The 17631-nt window shown below is 59.3% G+C and carries 13 protein-coding genes and 2 pseudogenes; 7 read left to right on the top strand and 8 right to left on the bottom strand.

The genetic code is table 11. The features are described 5' to 3' along the window. Positions 1-25: 25 nt before the first annotated feature. From AB4O11_RS21655 to AB4O11_RS21645, 3 genes and pseudogenes are all read right to left on the bottom strand, one after another. Positions 26-2242: a type VI secretion system Vgr family protein gene (locus tag AB4O11_RS21655; RefSeq protein ID WP_460128467.1), complete on the bottom strand. Its 2217-nt coding sequence runs from the start codon at positions 2240-2242 to the stop codon at positions 26-28. A gap of 126 nt (positions 2243-2368) precedes the next feature. Beyond that, positions 2369-2884, bottom strand: a complete 516-nt coding sequence (locus AB4O11_RS21650) for an Hcp family type VI secretion system effector (RefSeq protein WP_008084998.1) — start codon at positions 2882-2884, stop codon at positions 2369-2371. 453 nt (positions 2885-3337) lie between these two features. Continuing rightward, positions 3338-5543: pseudogene (locus AB4O11_RS21645) on the bottom strand (OsmC domain/YcaO domain-containing protein). 221 nt (positions 5544-5764) lie between these two features. Between AB4O11_RS21645 and AB4O11_RS21640 the strand changes: the two are divergent. Beyond that, positions 5765-8377 (top strand): bifunctional diguanylate cyclase/phosphodiesterase, encoded by a 2613-nt coding sequence (locus AB4O11_RS21640; RefSeq protein ID WP_460128465.1) that lies wholly within the window; start codon positions 5765-5767, stop codon positions 8375-8377. A gap of 44 nt (positions 8378-8421) precedes the next feature. Here the strand turns inward: AB4O11_RS21640 and AB4O11_RS21635 are convergent, their stop codons facing one another. Together AB4O11_RS21635 and ppk2 are read right to left on the bottom strand one after the other, a co-directional pair. Then, positions 8422-8637 carry a hypothetical protein gene (locus AB4O11_RS21635; RefSeq protein ID WP_093433233.1) on the bottom strand — a complete coding sequence of 72 codons (216 nt, stop codon included), beginning with the start codon at positions 8635-8637 and terminating at the stop codon, positions 8422-8424. Positions 8638-8879: 242 nt separating this feature from the next. Further along, the gene (ppk2, locus tag AB4O11_RS21630) at positions 8880-9695 is read right to left on the bottom strand and encodes a polyphosphate kinase 2 (RefSeq protein ID WP_460128463.1); all 816 of its coding nucleotides are present in this window, start codon (positions 9693-9695) and stop codon (positions 8880-8882) included. A 189-nt stretch (positions 9696-9884) separates the two neighbouring features. Between ppk2 and AB4O11_RS21625 the strand changes: the two genes are divergently transcribed. From AB4O11_RS21625 to AB4O11_RS21615, 3 genes are all read left to right on the top strand, one after another. Beyond that, a complete protein-coding gene (locus tag AB4O11_RS21625) occupies positions 9885-12014 on the top strand; it encodes a TonB-dependent receptor family protein (RefSeq protein ID WP_460128461.1) in 2130 nt (709 codons plus the stop codon). Between the two features lie 236 nt (positions 12015-12250). Next, positions 12251-13042, top strand: coding sequence for an enhanced serine sensitivity protein SseB (gene sseB / locus AB4O11_RS21620; protein WP_460128459.1), 792 nt, complete (start codon positions 12251-12253; stop codon positions 13040-13042). A gap of 91 nt (positions 13043-13133) precedes the next feature. Next, positions 13134-13337 carry a hypothetical protein gene (locus tag AB4O11_RS21615; protein ID WP_460090735.1) on the top strand — a complete coding sequence of 68 codons (204 nt, stop codon included), beginning with the start codon at positions 13134-13136 and terminating at the stop codon, positions 13335-13337. 130 nt (positions 13338-13467) lie between these two features. Here AB4O11_RS21615 and msrA read toward each other — a convergent pair whose 3' ends face one another. Next, positions 13468-13974: a peptide-methionine (S)-S-oxide reductase MsrA gene (gene msrA, locus AB4O11_RS21610; RefSeq protein ID WP_460128457.1), complete on the bottom strand. Its 507-nt coding sequence runs from the start codon at positions 13972-13974 to the stop codon at positions 13468-13470. Positions 13975-14067: 93 nt separating this feature from the next. Here msrA and AB4O11_RS21605 point away from each other — a divergent pair, with 93 nt between their 5' ends. Together AB4O11_RS21605 and AB4O11_RS21600 are read left to right on the top strand one after the other, a co-directional pair. Further along, complete coding sequence (locus tag AB4O11_RS21605; RefSeq protein ID WP_460090733.1) at positions 14068-14445, top strand: hypothetical protein; 378 nt, start codon at positions 14068-14070, stop codon at positions 14443-14445. Between the two features lie 144 nt (positions 14446-14589). Continuing rightward, complete coding sequence (locus tag AB4O11_RS21600) at positions 14590-15057, top strand: hypothetical protein (protein WP_099758969.1); 468 nt, start codon at positions 14590-14592, stop codon at positions 15055-15057. A 53-nt stretch (positions 15058-15110) separates the two neighbouring features. Here AB4O11_RS21600 and AB4O11_RS21595 read toward each other — a convergent pair whose 3' ends face one another. Beyond that, the gene (locus AB4O11_RS21595) at positions 15111-16328 is read right to left on the bottom strand and encodes an MFS transporter (RefSeq protein WP_460128454.1); all 1218 of its coding nucleotides are present in this window, start codon (positions 16326-16328) and stop codon (positions 15111-15113) included. Positions 16329-16459: 131 nt separating this feature from the next. Between AB4O11_RS21595 and AB4O11_RS21590 the strand changes: the two genes are divergently transcribed. Further along, the gene (locus AB4O11_RS21590) at positions 16460-17074 is read left to right on the top strand and encodes a TetR/AcrR family transcriptional regulator (RefSeq protein ID WP_460128451.1); all 615 of its coding nucleotides are present in this window, start codon (positions 16460-16462) and stop codon (positions 17072-17074) included. A 174-nt stretch (positions 17075-17248) separates the two neighbouring features. Here the strand turns inward: AB4O11_RS21590 and AB4O11_RS21585 are convergent. After that, positions 17249-17555 (bottom strand): annotated as a pseudogene (locus AB4O11_RS21585) (hypothetical protein). Positions 17556-17631: the final 76 nt, after the last annotated feature.

The raw sequence follows: 17631 nt of genomic DNA, 5'->3' as shown, positions 1-17631 counted from the left end.
GGTGGCGTGGGTGATGCCGCCGGCGTTATAGGTGGTGGCGCTGCCGCCGCCACTGGATCACCAGTTCGGTTTTTGCGGTGATGGTGATGCGGTCGGCGTTGGCGGTGATGTTGAGTTTGGCCAGCAGGTTGATGCTGTCCTTCAGCGCGCGCACATCGATGTCGCCGGAGGCCGCGACCAAGCGCCAGCCCATGCTTTGCACGAACAGGCGCATGCCGCGACTGGCGCTGGCCAGCAGGCGTTTGCCGATCGACAGGCTGGTGTGGCCGGTGCTGCTCAGGGCCAAGTGTTCGCCGGTGGCGATGTGTGTTGAGCGCGGAGTGGTCAGGGCGATGCCGGCCGGGCTGGCGAGGACCAGATGCGGCTCGGTGAACTCGGGAAATTCGTTGGCGGTGAGGTTGGCCGGACCGCTGCCGAGTACGCCTTGGTGCTGGGCGTGCAGCGCTTTGGCGACGTCGTCCTGATCGCCGGCCTCTTGGGCCTGAAGCTCTTTGGCCTGAACGGCAAAACCGTCCTGCTGATCGCTGGCCGTGGCGAGGCGCTCGGCAGTTTCCGGCAGATCCTTGTGGTGCTTGGATTCGTTCGGCCGTGGCTCGGTGGTGATCAACAGACCGGCCCCGGCACGTACTGCGCCGTGGCGGTCGGTTCTCAACTCAAAACCTTCGCCGCGCGGTTGACCGCCGCTCGGGCGCGGATGAGTCAGATAACCGAGGTTGATCGCGCTCGCGCCGTGGTCACTGCGCAGCGCAATGCTGATCTCGCTGGTGGTGTCGTCGATGCGCAATTCATTGGCACGGCTGCCCTTGTATTCCTTGCTCTTGACCGTGGCCAGGGTCTTGAAATCCGGCAGTTTGTACGGCGGCAGATTCGCGCCGTGGTACAGGCAACCGGTGATCAGCGGCTGGTCGGGATCGCCTTCAAGGAAGGTGATCAACACCTCCATGCCGACCCGTGGAATGTTGATCGAGCCGAAGGTTTCCGCCGCCCAACTCGACGCGACGCGCATCCAGCAACTGGTCATGTCGTCGTGTTTGCCTTCGCGGTCCCAGAAGAACTGCACTTTCACCCGGCCGTACTGGTCGCAGTAGATCTCTTCGCCTTCAGGGCCGCAGACCACCGCACTTTGCGTGCCGAGGACTTTCGGTTTCGGGTGATCGAGCGGCGGACGGTACGGCACGTCCCATGGGATCGCGCTGAAGCGGTTGCGATAGCCCTGGTGGAAATCGTCTTTGTTGTCGGTGGTGTCGCTGGTCACCGACTCTTCGAGCACCTGAGGCTGCTTGCCTTCGTGGAAGATTTCAGTGAGCAGCCAGAGGTCGTTCCAAGTCGGGTTGGCGTGCTCGGTCAGGGCGAGGAAATGCCCGCTGACCAGAATCGGCTGATCGCTGTTGCCTTCGGCCAGACGATAGTCGCTGCGATGGCGTTCCAGCGTGCGATTGGCCAGGTGTTTGCCGCGCTCGCGATCGACGAAACGGCCCGGGTAATCGTAGTCTTCGAGGTCGGGTTGCGCGCTGCTTTTGGCGTCGCTTTCCAGCTCGATCTTCGGTTTGACGAAGTCGTAATCGCGCCGCGTGGTGCGGCTGGTGCGGGTGGCCAAACGCAGGCCGAAGCGCTTGACCACTGGTTTGTCGGCGACCAGTCCGGAGTCCTGCTGATAGGCCACTGGCGCGAGTTTCGGGAACACCGTCTGGTCATCGCCGAAGGTCAGTTTGTGGCCGCTGGACGTGTGCTGGAAGTGGTAGTGAATGCCCTCTTCTTCACACAGGCGCTGGATGAAATCCAGGTCCGACTCGTCGTACTGCACGCAGTAGATCCGTTCCGGATAAATCGCGCTGAGCTGGAAGTGGTAATCGCTGGCGAGGATGCCGTGTTCTTCCAGGACCTGGCTGATGATCTGCTGCACGGTCATCTGCTGGAAGATGCGCTGATTGACTCGATGCGCGAGGTACGCCAGTTGCGGGCGCAGGGAAATCTTGTAGCGGGTCAGGCGCTTGCCCGCCTCGCCCTGGGCGATGCTGTAGACCAGCCCGTGAATGCCAGTGCCGGTTGGCGACAGCTGAAGAAACGCCAGTTTGTGCAGCACGCTTTCGAGGTTGATCGAGGCCTTTTCACTGACCAGTTCCAGCTCGAATTCGAACGGCGTGTTAAGGGCCTCACGACCGGTGAACGACAGCACCTGAAAGTCGCTGTCGACACCATCAACGGTCAGATTGAAATGAGGCTGGTTGGCCGGTGAGAACATTCCCTTGTCCCTCGCGCAGTGCTGCAACACGCCTCAGGGTGCAAGAGCCTGAGGCGAAGAATTGCTTGATCGAACAGTGAACTCGACCAGTCAGACTGGTCGAGTCGGTATCACTATCAGCCGCGATTAAACGACTGGAGCACGCCAGTCATCGGAACCCGAAGTACCGGAGACTTCGTGGGTCCAGGTGATTTTACGGTAGGTGAACTGCACTTCTTCCAGGTGGGTGAAGTGCGCGTTGCCTGGATCCTGGCAGTTGTGCATTTTGTTGTTGATGGCGACGATGATCGCGTCTTCCAGTTTGGTGGTGTAGTAATGCTCTTGGGTGCCTTGCGCCGAAGTGCGGTACCACTGGATAACGATTTCGCTCATGCGCTCGCCGGAGGTCAGCGCCGCTTGCAGCAGAGGCGAAGCCTTGTCGTAGACCTTGGTGATCACCACAGGCTTGTGCACGCGCTGACCGGTTGGCTGACCGGATTGCGGGTCACGCGGGATGATCACGTCATGGGTGAACGCCTGAACCATCACCTGGTCTTCGTGGCCTTCTTGAAAGGTGTTGCCAACGGAATCGGCAGTAAATGCGCCGGCAGTGATCAGGCCTTGTTTTTCGCCAGTGACGGACATGTACGCGGGGGTTGCCATGGAATGCTCTCCTTGCTCAAAAGACACAAGCGACAGGCACCATTGCCTGTCCGTGCGAATTTGGATATATCAACTTTCATGCCAGTCATTACATTGCCATTGTTCATCAACAACTTGTGTAAACAACTTCAACAAAAGTAGCTATTGCAGCCAGGAAGAGTCGTCGTAAGTGCGCAACTTCTTGCGCAGTACTGCGCAAGAAGTTGCGCACTTGGCTGCACGCCCTGAACGGCGTGGCCTGTAGCGATTTTCAGGAATGTTTTCTGGAAACAACTGCGCAACTTCTTGCGCAGTTGCTAAAAAGCGTTTTCATCGTCAATCGACGAAAAATCTCCAGATAGCCTTACTCTCGTTGACGTTGCATCAACGCAGTTTTGCTGAATAGGCAAAACATCGCGCGTAAAGAAAAGCCAGGCAACTGCCTGGCTTTTCTGGTCAGCGGAAATAATGTAGTCAGTGCGAAGAAGCCGTCACATTCGCCCGCGCCGTGTGCAGCTTTTTATAGCTCTCGATCAAGCGCAAATGCCGATCCAGTCCTTCCAGCTTCATGCTCGTCGGCGTCAGGCCATGGAAGCGCACGCTGCCGTTGACCGAGCCAATCGCTGCATCCATACGCTCGTCACCGAACATGCGGCGGAAGTTGGCTTCGTAGTCTTCCAGTTGCAGATCCTCGTCCAACTCCATCTCCAACACTACGTTGACCGCTTGATAGAACAAGCCGCGCTCGACGGTGTTGTCGTTGTATTGCAGGAACGCTTCGACCAGGTCTTTAGCCTGTTCGTACTTCTGCAGCGCGAGGCAGATCAGCAGGCGCAGCTCCAGAATGGTCAGCTTGCCCCACGGCGTGTTGTCGTCGAACTCGACGCCGATCAGCGTGGTGATCTCGGTGTAATCGTCCTGCTCGCTGTTTTCCAGGCCTTGGGCGAGGTTGCGCAGGCCGACCTTGCTCAGGGTGTGCAGGTTGAGGATGTCGGCGCGGAATTGCAGGGCTTTGTTGGTGTTGTCCCAGATCAGGTCTTCGACCGGGTAGATCTCCGAGTAGTCTGGCACCAGGATGCGACAGGCCTTGGCGCCGATGTGCTCGTAGACCGCCATATAGACTTCTTTGCCCATGTCTTCGAGGATGCCAAACAGCGTTGCAGCCTCTTCGGCGTTGGAGTTCTCGCCTTGGCCGGAGAAGTCCCACTCGACGAATTCGAAGTCCGGTTTGGCACTGAAGAAGCGCCACGACACCACACCGCTGGAATCGATGAAGTGCTCGACAAAGTTGTTCGGCTCAGTCACGGCCTGGCCGGAGAACGTCGGCTGCGGCAAGTCGTTCAAACCTTCAAAACTGCGGCCCTGCAACAGCTCGGTGAGGCTGCGCTCCAGCGCCACTTCCAGGCTCGGGTGCGCGCCGAACGAGGCGAACACGCCGCCGGTGCGCGGGTTCATCAGGGTCACGCACATCACCGGGAATTCGCCGCCCAGCGACGCATCCTTGACCAGCACCGGGAAGCCCTGCTCTTCCAGGCCTTTGATGCCTGCGAGGATGCTCGGGTATTTCTCCAGCACTTCTTGCGGCACGTCCGGCAGGGCCATTTCGCCTTCAAGGATTTCGCGTTTGACCGCGCGCTCGAAGATCTCCGACAGGCACTGCACTTGCGCTTCGGCCAGGGTATTGCCGGCGCTCATGCCGTTGCTGAGGTAAAGGTTTTCGATCAGGTTGGACGGGAAGTACACCACTTCGTTGTCGGACTGGCGCACGAACGGCAGCGAGCAGATGCCACGCTGGGTGTTGCCGGAGTTGGTGTCGAACAGGTTCGAGCCACGCAATTCGCCGTCACGGTTGTAAATCTTCAGGGTGTATTCGTCGAGAATTTCGCTCGGCAACTCGTCCTTTGGCCCTGGCTTGAACCACTTCTCGTCCGGGTAATGCACGAACTCGGCGTTAGCGATTTCTTCGCCCCAGAACTGGTCGTTGTAGAAGAAATTGCAGTTCAGGCGCTCGATGAACTCGCCCAGCGCCGAGGCCAGTGCGCCTTCTTTGGTCGCGCCCTTGCCGTTGGTGAAGCACATTGGCGAATGCGCATCGCGAATGTGCAGCGACCAGACATTGGGCACGATGTTGCGCCACGAGGCGATTTCAATCTTCATGCCGAGGTCGGCGAGGATGCCCGACATGTTGGCGATGGTCTGCTCCAGCGGCAGGTCCTTGCCGGCGATGAAGGTGCCTGCGTCCGAACCGGCCACCGGCATCAACAAGGCACTGGGCATCGGCGTCGAGGTTGTCTACTTCTTCGATGATGAATTCCGGCCCAGTCTGCACAACCTTCTTCACCGTGCAGCGGTCGATGGAACGCAGGATGCCCAAGCGATCTTTCTCGGAGATGTCCGCCGGTAATTCCACCTGGATCTTGAAGATCTGGTTGTAGCGGTTTTCCGGGTCGACGATATTGTTCTGCGACAGGCGAATGTTTTCCGTCGGGATGTTGCGCGTGTCGCAGTACAACTTCACAAAGTACGCCGCACACAACGCCGACGACGCCAGAAAGTAGTCGAACGGCCCCGGTGCCGAACCATCGCCCTTGTAGCGAATGGGCTGATCGGCGATCACCGTGAAGTCGTCGAACTTGGCTTCAAGTCGAAGGTTGTCGAGAAAATTGACCTTGATTTCCATGCGGGATTACCAGAATACGGCTAAACGAATGGCCGCCATTATCCGGTTTTTGCGCGGGAAGTCTTGCCCTTTCGGGATTGGCCGCTGATCGGCGCGCTGCACTCGGGGAGGCAAATCACGCGGGTTTCACTACGCTTTCAATGCAGTCCCCCAGAAGAATCTGAACATTGCGCCCGCGCCGTGGTTCTAGATTCAGAAGACAGCGGATCAAGGACGAGCACATGGACCTTTCCAGCTTTGCAGCCCCGCTTCCACCGCGCCAGAGCGCCGTCACCCGCCGCCTGGCCTTCGCGGTCGGTGCGCTGTTTGTCAGTGGCGTGATTGCCGCCGCCGTTGCCTTGCTCGGCATTGCCGAACGCCTCGACAACGACGAGATCAACAAAACCCGCTTCTATTCCGCTCGCGCGCTGGAAAACCGCATCACCGCCTCGAAAAACTACATCACCAGCTACGCCTACTGGACCACGGCCTACGAGCATTTGAGCGGTCAGGTCGACACCGACTGGGCCTACACCGAACAGAACCTCGGCAAGACCCTGTTCACCACCGACGGTTATGACGGCGTGTTCGTGCTCAACCGTGAAGGCACCCGTTACGCGGTGGTGCGCGGGCGAATGGTCGATGCCGAGTTGTCCGCGCTCGTGCAGGTGAGCGCCACGGAGTTACTCGATCAAGCGTTGGGCCAAGGTGATCTGACCAAGCCAGTCAGTCGCTATTCACTGTTCGAAGGCTGGCCGGCGCTGGTCTCGGCGGCAGCGATTATTCCCAACGATGAGCGACCACTCGGCGACCCGCAGAAAACTTCGGTGCTGGTGTTCGTCGACAAACTCACGCCGACCAAATTGCGTCTGATCGGCAGCGGTTACGGCTTGAACAACCTGACCCTGGCGCCGGACGAGACGCTCGACCCGCAGCGCCCACGAGTACCGCTGGACAACACCGGTTACAGCCTGATCGCCGATCTGGAGCGGCCCGGGCAACAGTTATTGTGGTCACTGTTGCCACCACTCGGCGCGACGATAGTGGTGCTAATGCTGCTGACCGCGTACTTCTTTCGCCATGCCTTGCGCTCATCGCAGTACGTCGATCAGAGTTTTGCTGTCATGCAGACTTCCAATCACGCACTGGAGAACGCCAACCGCGAACTGGAAGCCAGCGAAGAACGCTTTCGCGCGGTGGCCGAAGCCGCGTCGGACTGGATCTGGGAAGTCGACCGCACCCTGGCACTGACCTACCTTTCGGCACGCTTCAGCGCAGTGACCGGTTACCCGCAAACCCTCTGGCTGGGGCAAGACATCGGTCAACTTCTGTTTTGCGACACCACGCCTCTGGAACTGTGGCTGAGGAATCTCACCGAGCAAGACAGCGCCAGTGACTTGCGTTGCACCTACCGTGACCACGCCGGCCAGCAACGCCACTGTCGGCTCTCCGCCCGGCCGATCTTCGACAAGCACGCGGTCATCGGCTATCGCGGCACAGCCAGCGACATCACTGACGAAGTCGCCGCCCATGCGCAGATCCAGCATCTGTCGATGCACGACGCCCTCACCGGCCTACCCAATCGCAACAAACTCGCGCGTTATCTGGATGAAGCGCTGCTGCTCAAGGAGCACGCGCCGCCGCTGTCGCTGCTGATGATCGACCTCGACAACTTCAAGCCGATCAACGATTCGCTCGGCCATCCGGCCGGTGATGCCGTGCTGCAGGAAGTCGCCGTACGCCTGCGTGAATGCACACGCGAACTGGACATCGTCGCGCGTCTGGGCGGCGATGAATTCATCGTGGTGCTTAATGGCATGGACAGCCATCACGAAATCGACAAGTTCTGCACCCGCCTGATCGCCAGCCTGCATCAACCGGTGGTCTTCGAGCAGCATCCGCTGCACATCGGCGCCAGCATCGGCATCGCGCTCAGCCGGCGCCACAGTTATGTGCCCAGCGACCTGATCCGTTACGCCGACATTGCCCTGTATCAGGCCAAATCCGAGGGCAAGAACACCTGGTGCTATTTCGAAGCGCACATGAGCGATCAGATCCAGACCCGCCGACAACTTGAGGATGACCTGCGCCACGCGCTCAAGCACAACGAATTCATCCTGCACTATCAGCCGCGCTACAAGATCGATGGCAAGCACATCGTTTCGGTCGAAGCGCTGGTGCGCTGGCAACATCCGACCAAAGGCCTGCTCGGCCCTGACCTGTTCATTCCGTTGGCGGAGCAGACCGATCTGATCGTCCCGCTGGGTCGCTGGGTATTGCGCGAAGCCTGCGAAACCGCGCTCGGCTGGCCGGAAGACATCCTGCTGTCGGTCAATCTGTCGCCGGCGCAATTTGCCCTCAGCGATGTGGTCGAGGATGTTCGCGAAGTGCTGGTACAGACCCGTTTCCCGGCCAGTCGCCTGGAACTGGAGATCACCGAGAACGTGATGCTCAACGACACCGACTGCGCGCTGACCACCATGAATGCCCTGAAGGAATTGGGTGTGCGCCTGAACATGGACGACTTCGGCACCGGTTACTCATCGCTCGGTTACCTGCGCGCTTACCCGTTTGACGGGATCAAGATCGACAAGCGTTTTATCGCCTCGATCAGCAGCGGCACTAACGATCGCGCGGTGGTGCAGGCGATCATCGGCCTGGGCAAGGCCATGGGCCTGACCGTGACTGCCGAAGGGGTCGAAACTGAAGAACAGCTGGATATTCTCGGGGTCGATCAATGCAATGAGGTGCAGGGTTACTTCATGAGCCGGCCGATCGACAAAGCAGCGTTTGCGCGGTTGCTGCAGGATTCCAGAGGTGCACAGTTGAAAGCGAAGACAGGTCGTGTGACCTGAACGGCTACAGGGCGGATCCATCGCTGTAGCCGTTTGCGGCGGGTTCAACCGTTTGATCGCCCCGTATCCCCGATGAACACATTGCCCGCATCCCGCACCAGTTGCCGCCACTCGGCGCTGGTGATCAGCCCCTGCTCCTCCATTTCGTCGGCTGCCTTGAGCAGTTCGTCGTACTGTTCTTCCGGGTCCAGACGCATCTGCGATTGCGTCGCCAGCTTTCGCCATGCCGCCAGTTTTTCTTGTTTGCGCTGATCGAACATCGGGGATGATCTCGTGAGGGACTACACGGGTAGAAAGAAACGAGATCGCGATGGTTCAGCGCAGTCGACGGATGGACTACTCACTTCTAAGGGGTAGTACTGATCAGCAATGCAGGAAACTCCACCAAACCCTGTGGGAGCGAGCCTGCTCGCGAAAGCGGATTGTCTGCACCGAAAATATTGGCTGACACACCGCTATCGCGAGCAGGCTCACTCCTATAGGGATTTGTGCGGGCCAGCTGTCAGAACTTTGCCGCTACGCGTTTATACGGATAATCCGGATCCCGGTACTTGCCCGGTTTCTGCCGTTTGGGCAGCTCGATTTTCTCGCGTTTCACATCCTCATACGGAATGCGGCTGAGCACATCGGTGATGATGTTCAGCCGTGCGCGGCGCTTGTCGTTGGAGTCGGCCACCAGCCACGGCGCGTGTTCGGTGTCGGAGTGTTTAAACATTTCATCCCGCGCCCGTGAGTAGTCGTACCAGCGGCTGTAGGACTTCAAGTCCATGGGTGTCAGTTTCCAGGTCTTGCGACCATCGTTGATTCGCGCTTCGAGCCGGCGGGTCTGCTCTTCGGGGCTGACTTCCAGCCAGTACTTGAGCAGGATTACTCCGGACTGGACGATGGCGTGTTCAACCAAGGGAATCGATTTGAGAAATTTGTCAGCCTGCTCGTCGGTGCAGAAGCCCATCACCCGCTCGACACCGGCGCGGTTGTACCAGCTGCGATCGAAGATCACTATTTCGCCCGCTGCCGGTAGATAAGGCAGATAACGCTGCACATGCATCTGGCTTTTCTCGCGATCGGTCGGTGCCGGCAACGCCACCACGCGAAAGACACGCGTGCTGACGCGCTCGGTCAACGCCTTGATCGTGCCGCCCTTGCCGGCGCCATCGCGCCCTTCAAAAACGATGCAGACCTTGACGCCTTTGGCGATCACCCAGTCCTGCAACTTGACCAGTTCGACATGCAGTTTGCGCAAGTGGTCGAGGTAATCCTTGTTTTTCAGCTTCAGACTTTCAGGCGCTGTGGCGGCCTTCTTTTTGCCTTTTGCCATGACCTTGGCCCTCTCCAATAAATGCAGAAACAGACTGTTGATTGACGGGATACACCAGACACGTGAGGTTAGTTCATGCCGTGCTGTTTGCCATTGCCGGGCAAAAAGCAAAATTGCCATGTGTTTCCTTCGTTCTTTGTTGCGTCGCACTGTTCATTGCCCTGCCCTTGTCTGCCTGGAGTTTTCTCGATGCCCGCGTCCAAATCCCTGCCCGCCGCCCTGCTCGGTCTGGCTCTCGCCGGCCCGGCAATGGCCGAGACTCAAGGTCTGGAACTGGGGCAAGTGCTGATTTCGGCCGACGAGCAAAGCGGCTCAGACGCGAGCATTGAAGAGGCCAAAACCCGTCTTGAACAGGTCCCCGGCGGCACCAACGTGGTCGACATGCGTCAGCCGTTGCAGGGCCGCGTGGCGAGCAATCAGGATGTGCTGGCCTATCAGCCGGGCGTTTATGCGCAGTCGGCGGGCAACGAAGGCGTGAAGATCTCGGTGCGTGGCTCGGGCATTAACCGCGCGCCGGGCGCCCATGCGTCGGGGCTGTACACGATGCTCGACGGCCTGCCTCTGACTGGCCCGGGCGGCACGCCGTATGAATTGCTCGAACCGCTGTGGGTCGATCACGTTGAAGTACTGCGCGGCGCCAACGGCTTTGATCGCGGTTCGCTGGCACTGGGCGGCGCCATCGATTACGTCAGCCACACCGGCTACAACGCGCCGAAACTGCAAGTGCGTTATGCCACCGGCAGCCACGGCTATCAGCAGCGCCAAGTCAGTTCCGGACAAGTGCTCGGCGATTTCGATTACTACGTGTCGCTCACCGACTCCAACGCGGACGGCTATCAGGATCACACCGCCAGCGAAAGCAAAGGCGTGATCGCCAATTTCGGCTATCGCTTCAACCCGAACCTGGAAACCCGCTTCTATATCCGCTACCGCGAGACCGACAACGACCTCGCCGGCCGCGTGACCAAGCACTCCATCGAGCACTCGTCTCGCGCGGCCAATCCGTCCTATGTGGCACGCGATGACAGCCGCAAGCAGCCGGGCAGCACGTTCATCGGCAACAAGACCACTTATTACATCGACGACGATTCGAGCATCCAGACCGGCCTCGTCTATCACGATTACCCGATGGACCTGCGCGAAGGCCCGAACCGCTTGAAAGTCGCCTACACCGACGTCAGCGGCACCTTCGACTACAAACGCCGCGACACGATTTTCGGCATGGAAAGCCGCAGCAACGTCGGCCTGCGCGTGACCAAACACCTGCCCAACGACGGCGCCAGCGAGTTCGTGCGCATCCCCACCGCGCCCAACACCGTCAGCTACGTGCCCGGCACGCGCATGCGCAATTTCACCTATCAGGGTTCCGACACCGTTCTGCACTTTGGCAACGATCTGGAAATCGCTGACGACCTCTGGCTGACTACGGGTCTCGCCGCCATCTACACCCGCCGCGAAAGCGCCGTGACCTACCCGCAAAGCGGCGGCAAAACCAGCATGAACGACTGGGATTACGCGCCACGCCTCGGCCTGCGTTACCAGATCACCCCGGATCTGCAAGTGTTCGGCAACCTCAGCCGCTCGGTTGAAGCGCCGCATCCGTGGTCGCTGATCTACAGCTCCAACGTGCGCTTCCCCGCCGGCAATGGCGCGGCGACCGGCACGCAGAAAGACCCGATCAAACTGCAGAACCAGACCGCGACCACACTGGAACTGGGCGGTCGTGGTGACAGCACAATCGGCGATTGGAGTCTGGCGTGGTATTACGCGCAAATGCGGCATGAATTGTTGTCGGTGTTGCCGGATGCCAACGCCGTTACACCTTATGAGTTGAACGCCAGCCCGACCGTGCACCAAGGTGTCGAAGCGAGCCTCAACAGCAAACTCTGGTCGGCTGATGATGGCCGTCAGTTGAGTTTGCGTCAGGCGTATACCTTCAGCGATTTCCACTATCGCGACGATGATCGTTTTGGCGACAACCGCCTCCCCGGCCTGCCGATGCATTACTACCAGGGTGAGTTGCGTTACGACTGGCCGCAGGGGTTCTTTGCGGCGGTGAATACGCAACTGGTGTCGAAAGTTGCCGTGGATTACGCCAACAGCTACTACGCCGATCCTTACGCATTGTTTGGCGCGACGCTGGGCTACAACGCGCCGAAGGGTGACTGGCAGACGTGGGTGGATATGCGCAACCTGACCAACAAACACTACGCGGCAACGGTCACACCGGGGTATGACGACAAAGGACTGGATGCCGCGCGGTCTACGCCGGGTGAAGGGATGGGGGTTTATGTCGGGGTGTCGTGGAGTTTGCTCTGACACCTAACCCTGTGGGAGCCAGCCTGCTGGCGATGGCGGCGTATCTGTTGCGAAGAAGCTAGCTGACCCACCGCCATCGCTTGCAGGCAAGCTCCCACAGTGATTTGCGCTGTACCCGAATTTTGTGATCTATACACAAACCTTTGGCAACAGGTTTGCCCGTGTAGGCGTCAGCCGAACACGCGTCGATGTAACTGTTCTATGCCCTGTTTCAGAACGAGTCACGGATGAAGACCATGGATTCCCAACCAGAAAACCTGCTGGAAAAAAGCCTCAAACGCGCCGCCGACGAACCGGCACATCGTCCCGAGTTTTTCAACACCCTGTTGAACTCGAACGTTTACATCCTCGGCACCGCCGGAGAGGCAGACGGCCACGTCAATCTCCAAGCCGGCAGCAACATCAGCATTGCCCACTGGCAAAAACCGGACGGCACCCCGGTCATCCCGTTTTTCTCGTCACTGCAAACACTGCAACAGTCCATCGACAGCGAGCAGACCTACCTCGAAATACCCGCCCGATCGTTGTTCGAAATCACACTGGGCGCCCTGCTCTGCATGAATCCGAAGTCGCCGTACGGCAAAGAGTTTTTCCCGCAAGAGGTGCAAAATTTGCTCGCCGATGCCGTTGGCCAGACCGCCACGCAACGCACGGTCGAGAAAGAAACCAACGTGCTGCTCGGCCAGCCTGCCGAATACCCGTCACAAATGGTCCACTCGCTCACCCAACTGCTCGCCAAACATTCCAATGTGAAGCGCGGGTTTCTGGCGTTGATGCATGACACCTCGGTGGACGAAAAACCGCACTTGATCGTGGGCATTGAGGCGGACGGCGATATTGAGCGGGTTATGCGTGAGGCGGGCAATGTTGCCGGGGATACCGCGCCACAGGGCGAGCCGGTTGATTTATGCCGTGTGTCCCAAGGTGAAGCCGGCCTGAGTGATTACTTTCTCAGGGAAACCACGCCCTTCTATGAGCGCAAGTGGAGCCATAAACTGCGTTCTTTTCTGGGGTTTGGTAAAGCATGATTGAACATACACCGGGACCTTGGGTTCTGGACGAGACCGCCGAGGTCACCGGAACCCAACCCTCTCCAATGGCCGCCGAGTCAGGAAATGAATGAACTTCTCCGATGAAATGGCGGCCGCTTTTCCTGCGGGCAATCCGCTGCCCACACGCCTTCGCCAAGCACTTGAGTTGTTGGAAGAACATGGCTGCGTGCGCAGTCACCGCGATGGCACGCGCTACATGACGCTGCATCCGGACCCGGCACACAGCGATGTGGCAACAACCGCTTTTTACCTGCCAGGTTGTGCTGGATAAGTTGAAGAATCAAGCGCAGGGCCAAAACGGCGCCATGAGCGCTCGCCTCTTCGCGGGCTTGCCCGCGAAGTCGGAAACTCATTCAGCCTCGCAACCACTGAAGTGGCGCTGAATGAGCGGCGTGCACCTCTCACGCGCGCTTCGGCAGCTTCCAGTTCGGCCGAATGAAATGGCAGGTGTAGCCATTCGGAATACGCTCGAGGTAATCCTGGTGTTCCGGTTCCGCTTCCCAAAACGGCCCCGCCGGTTCGATTTCGGTCACCACGCGACCTGGCCACAGTTTTGAGGCGTCGACGTCGGCCGCGGTGTCTTCGGCAATGTCGCGTTGCGCTTCGCTGAGGTAGTAAATCGCCGAACGATAGCTGCGCCCGAGGTCATTGCCCTGCCGGTTGGCTGTGCTCGGGTCGTGGATCTGGAAGAAGAACTCGAGGATCTGCCGATAGCTGATCACCGCAGGATCGAAAACGATTTCGATAGCTTCGGCGTGGTCACCATGGTTGCGATAAGTAGCGTTCGGCACGTCGCCGCCGCTGTAACCGACGCGAGTCTGCAACACGCCGGGATAGCGCCGCAGCAGATCCTGCATGCCCCAGAAGCAGCCGCCGGCGAGGATGGCGGTTTCGGTTTGAGTGGTCATGGGTTGTGGCTCCTCTCGGAAGTAGTACGCGAGTGTACTTTTACAGGTCAGTGATGAGTACCATAAACGCAGATTCCAGACCAAGGAAACGCTATGCCGCTGCTCACATGGGACCCTTTTGACCTTATTACTGCGCTAGGCGTGATTCCCGATCAGGACGGGCATGGAACATCCCATCAATACTTGATCGAACAGGGTTCTATCAGCCTGAAGCTGACGATCTGGCAATACGATTCGGATGTAGAGATTCAGGTCTGGGAAAGATCATTACCCAACCCCATTATCAAATACACAATGCTGGGCTGCCCCGGTATCCGTGTGATTGACGATAAACGCGGGAAATTTGTTGAATTCGCCGCGTCGGACACCTTCACCGGGCGATATGACGGTTACTCAGTCATTCCCTTTGGCCTGAGATTGTGGGTGGATCCACAGATTTTTCTGGAGCCGTTCAGCTATCCAGCGGCCTAGGTTCAACAGCGTTTAAATACGCCTGGTGCAAGTCGGCCTTCAGTATCCCTCAAGGCTGGCGATAACCTGTTCGGTGGTTCAGTCGGGCGTGGGCATTTTCGCACTGATTCACCCGCCAATCCTCTATTGATCATGGACTCTCCAATGCTCCACCGTATCCACGCCGATTATCACCAGGCGAAATGCAACCGTAGCGCCTGCGCCTGGCTGTTTATCGACGGCATCCCCATCGAGCAATGGCTCAACGAGCATCTCGAATATCCCGACCTCGACTTGAATGGTTTGTCGTTGATGTGGTTGCTGGACGAGGAAGAAGACGCCCTCGCCCAACGCCGTTTCGCGCCTGCAGAACACGGTTCGTCCACGCTTGTACCGCTGCTGGTCTGCAGCGATGACATGAACTTCGATTGCTTTGTGCTGATGACCGAACAGGTGATCGATGGCGACACTTTGCACTGGCGTCGGTTTGGTTTGAGCGTTTCCAGCGGCCTGGAAGTCGGCATCAGCACGCGGTGGGACGCCGATAGCCGCCCGGCCAGTTTTTCCCTGGCACAGTTTCGCGGCGCGCTGGAGGATTTGTACAGGCTGATGAAAGCCGGGGGCGCCGAGTAACGGATAGGGCTTGCCAGCCTTTCCGCGTCACCACCGCCCAACACGTCCGGACATCAGTGCCCGACAACCGCCGCCGCTCCCGCCCCACGCGGCCCCGACCTGAATCCGTGCCCCCTTGCGGCGAACGCAATGGCAAACCCCACACTCACCAACACCACCATCGCCCAGGGAAACGAGGCAACGCCCCATCGATCCAGCAACACCCCGCCGACCAATCCGCTACCGGCAATGGCGCTGTTCCACGCCACCACATTCAACGACAGCGCGACATCGGCGCCATCACCGGCGGCATCTGCCAGCGCTGTCTGCAACAAGGTCGCCGCACCGCCAAAACTCAATCCCCACACCAACACGCCCAGATAAATCACCTCCGGCACCCGTCCGTAAAAGCCGAACCCTACGCACACCAGTGCAAACGTGGCCAGACTCACCAGAACGGTCTTGCGCAACAGCGGCTCAACCAGTTTCGCCGTCAGCCAGATCCCCGCCAACGCCGCGAGACCAAACACCAACAACACCAGATCCACGCGATCCGCCAGCCCCGCCGGAGCCACAAACGGCGCGATGTAGGTGTAGAGAATGTTGTGCGCCAGCATCCAGCTGATCACCACCGCCAGCACCGGCCGCACACCCGGCGTGGTCAACACGCGGCGCAACGACAGACGCTGATGCGCAGGCTGCGGCGGATAATCCGGCACCTTCACCATCACCCAGACGATCAGCATCAAGGTCAGGGCCGACATCAGCCCAAACGTCGTGCGCCACCCGACGAGGCCACCCAGCCAAGTGCCGAGCGGCACGCCCAGTGACAAGGCAATCGGCGTACCGACCATGGCCAGCGCCAACGCCTTGCCCTGCTGATCCGGCTCGACCATTCGCCGTGCATAACCGGCCAACAAACTCCACGCCAAGCCTGCCGCCACTCCCGCAAAGAAGCGCGCTACCAGCGTCACGCCATAGTGCGACGACAACGCCGTAATCGAGTTGAACAACAGAAAACCAACAATCGTCAGCAACAACACATTGCGCCGACGCCAGCCGCGCGTGGCGATGGTCATCGGGATCACCGCCAGCACCGAGCCCAGCGCGTACGCGGTGACCATTTGCCCGGCCATGGAAGGCGAAATTGCCAGGCCATCGCTGATCAGCGGCAACAGCCCGGCGGGCAAGGTTTCGGTCACGATGCAGATAAAACCGGTCATGGCCAGCGCCAACAGCGCGCCAATGGGCAGGCGTTTGGGCGCCGCCGTTAGAGTCAATGAAGGTGTCACGGGAAACTCCTTTTGAGCAAAATTTCAGACTTAAGTACCAATCGATATAAAATACTGGCGGCAGCCAAGGCACGTTGTCAACGACTTATGTATCGACTAGTATCCAAATCACTTTTCGAGGAGTTTCAGCTATGGCCAGAACCGGCCGCCCCCGCGCTTTCGATCGCGACGACGCCGTTGACCAGGCGATGCAATTGTTCTGGCAACACGGCTACGACTCGACCTCCCTCGCCCTGTTGAAGGCGCAGTTGGGCGGCGGCATCTCCGCGCCAAGCTTCTACGCCGCGTTCGGCTCCAAAGAAGCCCTGTTCGACGAATGCGTGCAGCGTTACCTGACGACCTTCGCCCAGGTCACCGAATGCCTGTGGGACGCAACCCTGCCGCCACGCCAAGCCATCGAGACCGCGCTGCGCCAGTCGGCACGCATGCAATGCGACGACGGCCACCCCAAAGGCTGCATGGTCACCCTCGGCGTCATGAGCGCGCCCAGTCCGGAAAACGCCGGTGTCGTCGAAGTCCTCACCCACTCCCGCGCCCGCACACGCGCCGGGATTCGAGCGTGTGTCGAGCGAGGTCTGCGTGAGGGTCTGTTAGCGGAGGACACGAACGTAGCCGCCATGGCGACGGTGTTCGACAGCTTCCTACAGGGGATTTCCATCCTGGCTCGGGATGACACGCCGCTGGAGAGCATTGATGCGGCGATTACGCAGGTGATGCGGACGTGGGATGTGATGGCGAAGAGTTGACGTCTACATTGCCCCCACTTAATCTGCGCCCATCTCGCCCAAGGCAGTACGCGGTCCTAACCATCCAGGACACGCCAAACCCTTGGGCGTTTTACTATCCGGAAGAAAGCAGGACCACTGCGGGATTGAATCTCAAGATGCGTTCAATGCGGAACAAGCAACAAACCTTGAGCGCTACGCGACCACCTCAACATAACTCGACTGCCCGCCCCCTCGGCCCCCGACAACCAACCCCACACAAACCGCAACGTCGCCCGCCCCGCCTCATCCCCCCCACAACGCCCCGCGACCAATCCGCACGAATCTCGCCATCCGTGGTGATGCACTGATAAAGCAGCTCGACACTGTCAGGCCCGGTCACTCGGCCAACCTGGTTACCCATGGGAATATGCCCACCCGCATAAGTCCCCCAAACTGCCGCGCCTTCGACGAAGTAGTGAAACACCGTGCGCGCATCGGACCACCCCTGAGCATTGCGGATTCTGGGCGGTGAAGCTGTTTACCACGCCAACGCGGTGACACTCACCCTGGGCGTCGGCGCCTGTCTGGCAGGGAAA

This window comes from Pseudomonas sp. H1_D05 (assembly GCF_054682705.1).
This window is presented reverse-complemented; position numbering and strand designations above follow the sequence as displayed.

Bases quoted from the DNA above. Each gene is read 5' to 3' on its own strand.
- AB4O11_RS21605 (WP_460090733.1), top strand. From the start codon at position 14,068: ATGCCGCTGCTCACATGGGACCCTTTTGACCTTATTACTGCGCTAGGC.
- ppk2 (WP_460128463.1), bottom strand. From the start codon at position 9,695: ATGGCAAAAGGCAAAAAGAAGGCCGCCACAGCGCCTGAAAGTCTGAAG.
- AB4O11_RS21615 (WP_460090735.1), top strand. From the start codon at position 13,134: ATGAACTTCTCCGATGAAATGGCGGCCGCTTTTCCTGCGGGCAATCCG.
- AB4O11_RS21640 (WP_460128465.1), top strand. From the start codon at position 5,765: ATGGACCTTTCCAGCTTTGCAGCCCCGCTTCCACCGCGCCAGAGCGCC.
- AB4O11_RS21600 (WP_099758969.1), top strand. From the start codon at position 14,590: ATGCTCCACCGTATCCACGCCGATTATCACCAGGCGAAATGCAACCGT.
- sseB (WP_460128459.1), top strand. From the start codon at position 12,251: ATGGATTCCCAACCAGAAAACCTGCTGGAAAAAAGCCTCAAACGCGCC.
- msrA (WP_460128457.1), bottom strand. From the start codon at position 13,974: ATGACCACTCAAACCGAAACCGCCATCCTCGCCGGCGGCTGCTTCTGG.
- AB4O11_RS21590 (WP_460128451.1), top strand. From the start codon at position 16,460: ATGGCCAGAACCGGCCGCCCCCGCGCTTTCGATCGCGACGACGCCGTT.
- AB4O11_RS21650 (WP_008084998.1), bottom strand. From the start codon at position 2,884: ATGGCAACCCCCGCGTACATGTCCGTCACTGGCGAAAAACAAGGCCTG.
- AB4O11_RS21625 (WP_460128461.1), top strand. From the start codon at position 9,885: ATGCCCGCGTCCAAATCCCTGCCCGCCGCCCTGCTCGGTCTGGCTCTC.
- AB4O11_RS21635 (WP_093433233.1), bottom strand. From the start codon at position 8,637: ATGTTCGATCAGCGCAAACAAGAAAAACTGGCGGCATGGCGAAAGCTG.
- AB4O11_RS21655 (WP_460128467.1), bottom strand. From the start codon at position 2,242: ATGTTCTCACCGGCCAACCAGCCTCATTTCAATCTGACCGTTGATGGT.